This is a genomic window from Dactylosporangium sp. NPDC005572 (genome assembly GCF_040605515.1).
In the GTDB taxonomy this organism is placed as follows: Bacteria; Actinomycetota; Actinomycetes; order Mycobacteriales; family Micromonosporaceae; genus Dactylosporangium.
This window is the reverse complement of record NZ_JBEXCY010000094.1, coordinates 1-6710: the sequence shown is the minus strand read 5'-3', so window position 1 is coordinate 6710 and position 6710 is coordinate 1. Positions and strand designations below refer to the sequence as shown.

Here is a 6710-nt window from a genome sequence, read left to right as displayed (position 1 = left end):
GGCTCTCGGCCGGGCTCGGTGCCAGGAGTGACGCCGGGCTCTCGGCCGGGCTCGGTGCCAGGAGTGACGCCGGGCTCTCGGCCGGGCTCGGTCCGGTCCCTGGAGCGGGGCTCGGGGGTCCGCTTGGCACAGCGTCCGGCGCGGTGGGCACCGGGGTCGATCTCGCGCGGCGGCGGGTCGGGCTGGCGGAGCTCGACACGCTCGTTGAGCGGGCCGCCTCCGCGGGGCTGCGGGTGGCGGTGGAGCGTGAAGGTGGTCCGGAGGGGTTGAGTGGGGCGGAGGAGCTGACGGCGTACCGGATCGTTCAGGAGTCGGTGACCAACGCCCTGCGGCACGCGGGGCCCGGGGCGGTGCTGACCGTGCGGTTGCGGTACTCCCCCACGGACGTCCGGATCGAGGCGGTGGACGACGGCGGGGCCGGTGCGGGCCACACCGGGCCGGTTCGGCACTCGGGTCAGGCTGGACGCGCCGGCTGGGCCGTTGCGGAGAGCCACGTCGGGCATGGGTTGATCGGCATGCGAGAGCGGATCGCCGTGCACGGGGGCGTCCTGACCGTGGGGCCGTGCGCGGGCGGCGGCTGGCGGGTCGATGCGACCATCCCCCTGGCTCGGGCGGCCGCAGCATGACCCGCGCTCATCTCGGCGGGCCAACGGTCCGCGCTGTCTCAGCCGCACCCGGGCCGGCTGCCGCGGGCCGGGCGGAGACGGCACGCCGTCGTGGCCGGTGGGGCGGGGGTAAGCGGTGATCCGGGTTGTGGTGGTTGACGACCAGGAGCTGGTGCGGGCCGGGTTCCGGATGATTCTGTCGGCGCAGGAGGACATGGCGGTCGTCGGGGAGGCGGGGGACGGGGCGGAGGCGTTGCGGCTGCTGCTCGGCGTGGAGGCCGACGTCGTGGTCATGGACATCCGGATGCCGGTCATGGACGGGGTTGTGGCCACCGCGGAGCTGGTCGCGCGGGGTGGGCTGCCGCGGGTGCTGGTGCTGACGACGTTCGACACCGACGAGGACGCGTTCGCGGCGTTGCAGGCGGGGGCCAGTGGGTTTCTGCTGAAGAACGCGCCGCCGGCCGAACTGCTGTCCGCGATTCGCATCGTGGCCGCCGGTGATGCCGTTGTCGCGCCGCGGGTGACCCGGCGGCTGCTGGAGCGGTTCGCCGGGCGGTTTGCCCCGTCGGCCGCCGCGGAGCACGGCGCCGGACGAGGCGGAGCCCTGGATGACGCCGGAGCCAGGGCCGGGTCCGGAGCGGGAGGCGCGGCCGGCGGCGCGGGCGGGGTCGGCAGCGGAGCCGAAGTCGGTGGCGGAACAGGGGGCGGTGGCGGACCTGCTGGCGGGAGGGGAACGGCGGGCGGCAACGGAATCGGTGGCGGTGGCGGGAAGGGACGGCGGCTCACGGATCTGACCGAGCGGGAGCTGGAAGTGCTGCTGCTCGTCGCTCAAGGGCTGTCGAACGCCGAGGTCGGTGAGCGGCTGCACGTTGCTGAGACCACCGTCAAGACGCATGTCGGGCACATTCTGACCAAGCTTGAGCTCCGGGACCGGGTGCAGGCCGTGGTGCTCGCGTACGAGTCGGGGCTCGTCCGGCCCAGGTCGTAGCCTGGCAAACCGGACGAAACGGCCAAGACCGCGCCTACGGGCCGATGAGCTTCCACGCTCGGGCGCCGCCGACGACGCCGGCCGTGTTGGGGACGATCGTCACGTCGTCGCCCAGGAGGGCCAGGTTCTCGGCGTCGATGAGGGCCGAGTTGCCGCCGCCCAGGTACAGCCGGTCCCAGCGGAAGACCGGGCGGAGGCCCTCGACGACCCGGCGGACGCGGCGGGACCAGCGAGCATTGCCGATCTCCCGGCGTTGGAGCTCCCCGATGTACCGGTCGTACGTGCGCTTGCGCCGCACGGGCGCGTGCGACAGCTCCAGGTGCGGGGCGAGCGCCCCGTCGTCGAAGAGTGCGCTGCCCAGGCCGGTGCCGAGGGTGAGCACCAGCTCGAGGCCGGTGCCGTCGACGAGGGCGGCGCCGTGGACCTCGGCGTCGTTGAGCACCAGCACCGGCCGGTCGAGCGCGCGGGTGAGCGCGGCCCGGGCGTCGTACCCGGTCCAGGCCGCCAGCAGCCCCGGGTCGACGGCGGTGTGCGGGCCGGCGGTCGTCACGTAGTGCGGGGTGGCCACCACCACGCCGTGGCGGACCATGCCCGGCATGCCGATCGTCGCCCGGTCGGCCGGCCCGCACTCCTGCCCCAGCTGCCCGGCGATGTCCAGCAGCGAGCGGACGAACCGCTCGGGCGGGAACGGGTACGGCGTGGGGACGCGGATCGGCCGGCACAGCAGCTCGTCGGAGTCGTCGACGACGGCCGCCTTCAGCCCGCCGCCCCCACAGTCGATCGTCAGCGTCTTTCCCACCGCAGGATTGTGCGCCTCCGCCGCCCGTCCCGCCGCGCCAACCACCCGCAACCGCTCGGCGCACCGACGGTGGCGTTCGTCTCACCGGCGGTACCACTGGCGGCAAAACGCCATAAGGCATCGCTCAGAATCGATGGATTGGCGCCCCGCCAGGCGCCCGACGACCGACGAGAGGAACACCAGCATGCATCGAAGCCGCATCCTCGCGGCCCTGGCCGCGGCCGCCACCGCCGCCACGCTCACCCTCGCCGCACCGGCCACGCTCGCCCACGCCGAGTCCAACGGCGGCGTGCGGGTCATGCCGCTCGGCGACTCGATCACCGACGGGTTCAACGTGCCCGGCGGCTACCGCATCAACCTCTGGCAGCGCCTCGCCGCCGGCGGGTACACGGTCGACCTCGTCGGCTCCGGCTTCAACGGGCCGGCGAGCCTCGGCGACCACGACCACGAGGGCCACTCCGGGTGGCGGATCGACCAGATCGACGCGAACATCGTCGGCTGGTTGCAGACGTACACCCCGCGGACGGTCCTGCTGCACATCGGCACCAACGACATGAACCAGAACTACGACGTCGCGAACGCGCCGAACCGGCTGTCGGCGCTCATCGACAAGATCCGGGCGACAGCGCCGGCCGTGGAGCTGTTCGTCGCGCAGATCACGCCGGAGACCGACGCCACGCTGGAGGCGCGGGTCCGGGCGTACAACGCCGCCATCCCGGGCATCGTCGCGCAGAAGGGGTCGCGCACCCACCTGGTCGACATGCACTCGGCGCTCACCACCGCCGACCTGGCCGACGGGGTGCACCCCAACGCCGGCGGCTACGACAAGATGGCGGCGCGGTGGTTCACCGCGCTCCAGTCGGTGCCCGGCAGTCTTTCGGCGGTGACGGTACCGCCGGTGGGCACGCCGGTCTCGATCGTCAACCCGCAGGCCGGGCGCTGCCTGGACGTCAACGGCGTGAGCCAGACCCCGGGCGCGCAGGTGCACATCTGGGACTGCCACGGCGGCGTGAACCAGGCCTGGACCCGCACCGCAGCGGGTGAGCTGCGGATCTACAACGGCACCCGGTGCCTCGACATCAACGGCAACGGCACCGCCAACGGCACCAAGGTGCAGATCTGGGACTGCAACGGCACGACCGCGCAGCGCTTCACGTTCAACGCCGACGGCAGCATCGTCGGCGCCGGCTCCGGCAAGTGCGTCGACGTGACCTCGTCGGGCACCGCGAACGGCACGAAGGTGCAGCTGTACACCTGCAACGGCACCGGCGCCCAGCGCTGGTCGGTGCGCTGAGCCCGCCGGCCGGGGACCGCGGCGGGTCCCCGGCCCGTCCAGCCGTCAGACGGGCGCCAGGGCGGCGACGGTGCGCGTGGTCCGCACGGTACCGTCCGGACCATGACCGTGGTGGCGGTGGACATCGGGGGCACGTGGACCCGCGTCGCGGGCGTCGCGCGCTTCCCGACGGACCCGGACTACGACCGGGAGCTGGCGATGATCGTCGATGCGGCGGCATCGACGGAGCCCACCGCGGCCGGCGTCTCGTTCGGCGGCCGGGTGACGCCCGACGGCACCGTGCGGGTGTCGCTCAACCTGCGCGGCTACGAGGGCCGGGCGCTCGGCGCCGACCTGGCCGGGGCCCTCGGGTGCCCGGTGCGGGTCGCCCGCGACGCCACCTGCGGCCTGCTCGGCGAGGCGTTCGCCCCCGGCGGCGCGCTGACCGGCGTCGAGCGCTGCGGCTACCTGACCCTGTCGACCGGCGTCGGCGCCGCGGTGCGCCTCGGGTCCACGGTGCTCACCACCGAGGCCGGCCATCAGCTCGTGGCCGGCAACGACCTGCCGTGCGCGTGCGGGCAGACGGGCTGCCTGGAGACCCTGGTCGGCGGCCGGGAGCTGGCCGCGCGCCTCGGCCGGCCGCTCGAGACGATCGACGATCCGAGCTTCTGGATGTCGTACAGCGAGCGCCTGGCCCCCGGCCTGGTCAACTTCGCGCTGGCGGCCGGCCTGTCGGCGATCGCCCTGGGCGGCGCCGTGGCGCTGCGCGGCGACGACCTCTGGCGTCCACTGTGGAGCGAAGTCGCGCGGCTCGGCCGGTACAACATGATCGAAATTCGGAAGGCGGGCCTCGGCGGCGGCGCTCCCCTCGCCGGCGCGGCCGTGCTGGCGGGCGGGGCGGCGGCGCTCGAGGTGCTGCACTGACGGGTCACTCGACGCAGAACTCGTTGCCCTCCGGGTCGAGCATCACCGTGAGGTCGTCGCGGACGTGCTGGACCCGTGCGCCGAGCCCCTCCAGGCGGGCCACCTCGTCGGCGACCGCGCCGGGTGCGCGCAGGTCGAAGTGCATGCGGTTCTTGGTGGTCTTGGGCTCCGGCACGCGGACGAACCACAGGTTCGGCCCGCCCCAGCCGGCCGCCTCGACGAAGGCCCGCTCGCCGGTGGAGTCCTCGTCCAGGTCGGTACCGAGCGCGGCCGCCCAGAAGCGGGCCACGAGCAGCGGGTCGGCGCAGTCGAACGTGACGCTCTTGACGTAGGTCGGCACATCGGCATTGTTCAGCAGCCGCCGCCCGAGCGCTCGGATTTCTTCGCGCAGCTCGGCCGGGCGGCGCACCTCGAACGGCCAGCCGAGCCCCACGAGCATGCGGGCCATCCCGTCGAGCCGCTCGGCCCGGCAGGTGAGCCGGACGGCGCCGGACGGCGTGGCGTGGGTCGCGCCGACGGTCGGCGGGATGCGCGCCCGCGCCTCGGCGAGGGTGGTGTGCAGCACGACCTCGACCTCGTGCCGGTAGGGCACGGCGGCGAGGGAGCCGACGACGTGCGCGACCGCGTCGAACCCGGCCGGCGGCGCGAACCGCGCGCCCGTGGGCGTGATCCCGGCGATCCGGTCGACCCGCAGGGTGCGCAGCTCGCCGCTGGCGTGGTCGTGCCCGGCCGCGTACCACTTCCCGGCGTGCACCACGACGCCGTACGGGTCGAAGTCGCGCTCGCTGTCCTCGCCGCGCCACGAGCGGTACACGATGGTCACCCGGCGGCCGTCCCGCACAGCCTCGCCGAGGGTCAGGACGTGCCCGGCCGCGGGCGGTGTGTCGTGGGCCGGGGCGGGCCTGGTGAAGCCGAGCGTCTCCCGGACGGCTCGGACCCGCTCGCGCAGCGCGGCCGGGAGCACCCGCTCGATCTTGCCGAGCGCCGACTCGCGGGCCGCGGTGCCGGTGCCCCGCCCGCTGGTGATCAGCCCGAGGACGACGGCGACGGCCTCCTCGTCGTTCAGCATGAGCGGCGGGAGCCGGTACCCGGGCAGGAGGCGGTAGCCGCCGTACCGCCCCCGCTCCGCCTGCACCGGCAGCCCGAGGTCGACGAGCGCGGCGACGTGGCGGCGGACGGTGCGCTCGTCGACGCCGAGCCGCCGGGCCAGCTCGGGCGCGGTGAGCCCGGGCTGCGCCTGGAGCACCTCCAGCAGCGCGAGCACCCGCGCGGTGGACTGTGACATGGGCCACCCTCCAATCCGGGCGGAAGCTGCCCGGATTCGAGCCTAGCGTGCTTCGCATGACGGAATTCGTGCTGGTACCTGGGATGTGGCTCGGCGGCTGGGCGTGGGACGCGGTGGCGGCGCCGCTGCGGTCGGCCGGGCATGCGGTGACGGCGCTATCGCTGGACCTGGCGGCGACGGCGACGCTGGACGCGCACACCGCGCAGATCGCGGCCGCGGTGGAGTCGTCGGCGGCGCCGGTCGTGCTGGTCGCCCACAGCTACGGCGGCTTCCCGGCCCGGGCGGCGGTCGAGCGCCTCGGTTCGCGTGTCTCCCGGGTGGTGTACGTCGAGAGCGGCCCGATGCCGGACGGCTCGGTCCAGGCCGACTTCCAGGGCCCGGAGGCGCGCGCCCTGGCCGAGAGGTCGGTGGTCGACGGCCTGCTCCCGCCGCCGTCGTTCGACCCGGCGGACGACCCGGCGCTGTTCGCGGGCCTTTCGGAGGCAGCCCCGCACATTCGCGCACATGCGGTGCCCCACCCGTGGTCGACCGCGACGGCCGCGCTGCGGGTGCGCTCGCTCGAGCAGCCGCCGACGGACCTGGTCTGCTCGACGATCCCGGAGCCGGCGGTGCGCGAGATGATCGCGGCGGGCCACCCGTACTTCGCCGGCCTGGACCGCCGCGACTACCGCATCCACGCCCTGCCGACGGGCCACTGGCCGATGTTCAGCCGCCCCGCCGACCTGGCCGCCATCCTGGCCGCCGGCTAGGCCGTGTTTCGTAAGGGCGTCGATGTTGTGGCGTGGCGGTGATCGATAACTGAAGAGGTCTCCGGTAGGTGGTTTAGCGACCAAGCA

General features: G+C 74.4%; 7 protein-coding genes. 5 read left to right on the top strand and 2 right to left on the bottom strand.

The features are described 5' to 3' along the window. Together ABZS66_RS34425 and ABZS66_RS34420 are read left to right on the top strand one after the other, a co-directional pair. On the top strand, positions 1-626 hold a 626-nt coding region (locus tag ABZS66_RS34425; RefSeq protein ID WP_354765106.1), incomplete at its 5' end, for an ATP-binding protein. 127 nt (positions 627-753) lie between these two features. Then, complete coding sequence (locus ABZS66_RS34420; protein ID WP_354765104.1) at positions 754-1593, top strand: response regulator transcription factor; 840 nt, start codon at positions 754-756, stop codon at positions 1591-1593. Positions 1594-1627: 34 nt separating this feature from the next. Here ABZS66_RS34420 and ABZS66_RS34415 read toward each other — a convergent pair whose 3' ends face one another. Beyond that, positions 1628-2392 carry an ROK family protein gene (locus ABZS66_RS34415; RefSeq protein ID WP_354765102.1) on the bottom strand — a complete coding sequence of 255 codons (765 nt, stop codon included), beginning with the start codon at positions 2390-2392 and terminating at the stop codon, positions 1628-1630. A 184-nt stretch (positions 2393-2576) separates the two neighbouring features. Here ABZS66_RS34415 and ABZS66_RS34410 point away from each other — a divergent pair, with 184 nt between their 5' ends. After that, the gene (locus tag ABZS66_RS34410) at positions 2577-3686 is read left to right on the top strand and encodes a ricin-type beta-trefoil lectin domain protein (protein WP_354765100.1); all 1110 of its coding nucleotides are present in this window, start codon (positions 2577-2579) and stop codon (positions 3684-3686) included. A 102-nt stretch (positions 3687-3788) separates the two neighbouring features. Further along, positions 3789-4589 carry an ROK family protein gene (locus ABZS66_RS34405; protein WP_354765098.1) on the top strand — a complete coding sequence of 267 codons (801 nt, stop codon included), beginning with the start codon at positions 3789-3791 and terminating at the stop codon, positions 4587-4589. Between the two features lie 4 nt (positions 4590-4593). Here ABZS66_RS34405 and ABZS66_RS34400 read toward each other — a convergent pair whose 3' ends face one another. Beyond that, the gene (locus tag ABZS66_RS34400) at positions 4594-5874 is read right to left on the bottom strand and encodes a WYL domain-containing protein (protein ID WP_354765096.1); all 1281 of its coding nucleotides are present in this window, start codon (positions 5872-5874) and stop codon (positions 4594-4596) included. A 56-nt stretch (positions 5875-5930) separates the two neighbouring features. Here ABZS66_RS34400 and ABZS66_RS34395 point away from each other — a divergent pair, with 56 nt between their 5' ends. Next, on the top strand, positions 5931-6623 hold the full coding sequence (locus ABZS66_RS34395) for an alpha/beta hydrolase (RefSeq protein WP_354765094.1): 693 nt from the start codon (positions 5931-5933) through the stop codon (positions 6621-6623). Positions 6624-6710: the final 87 nt, after the last annotated feature.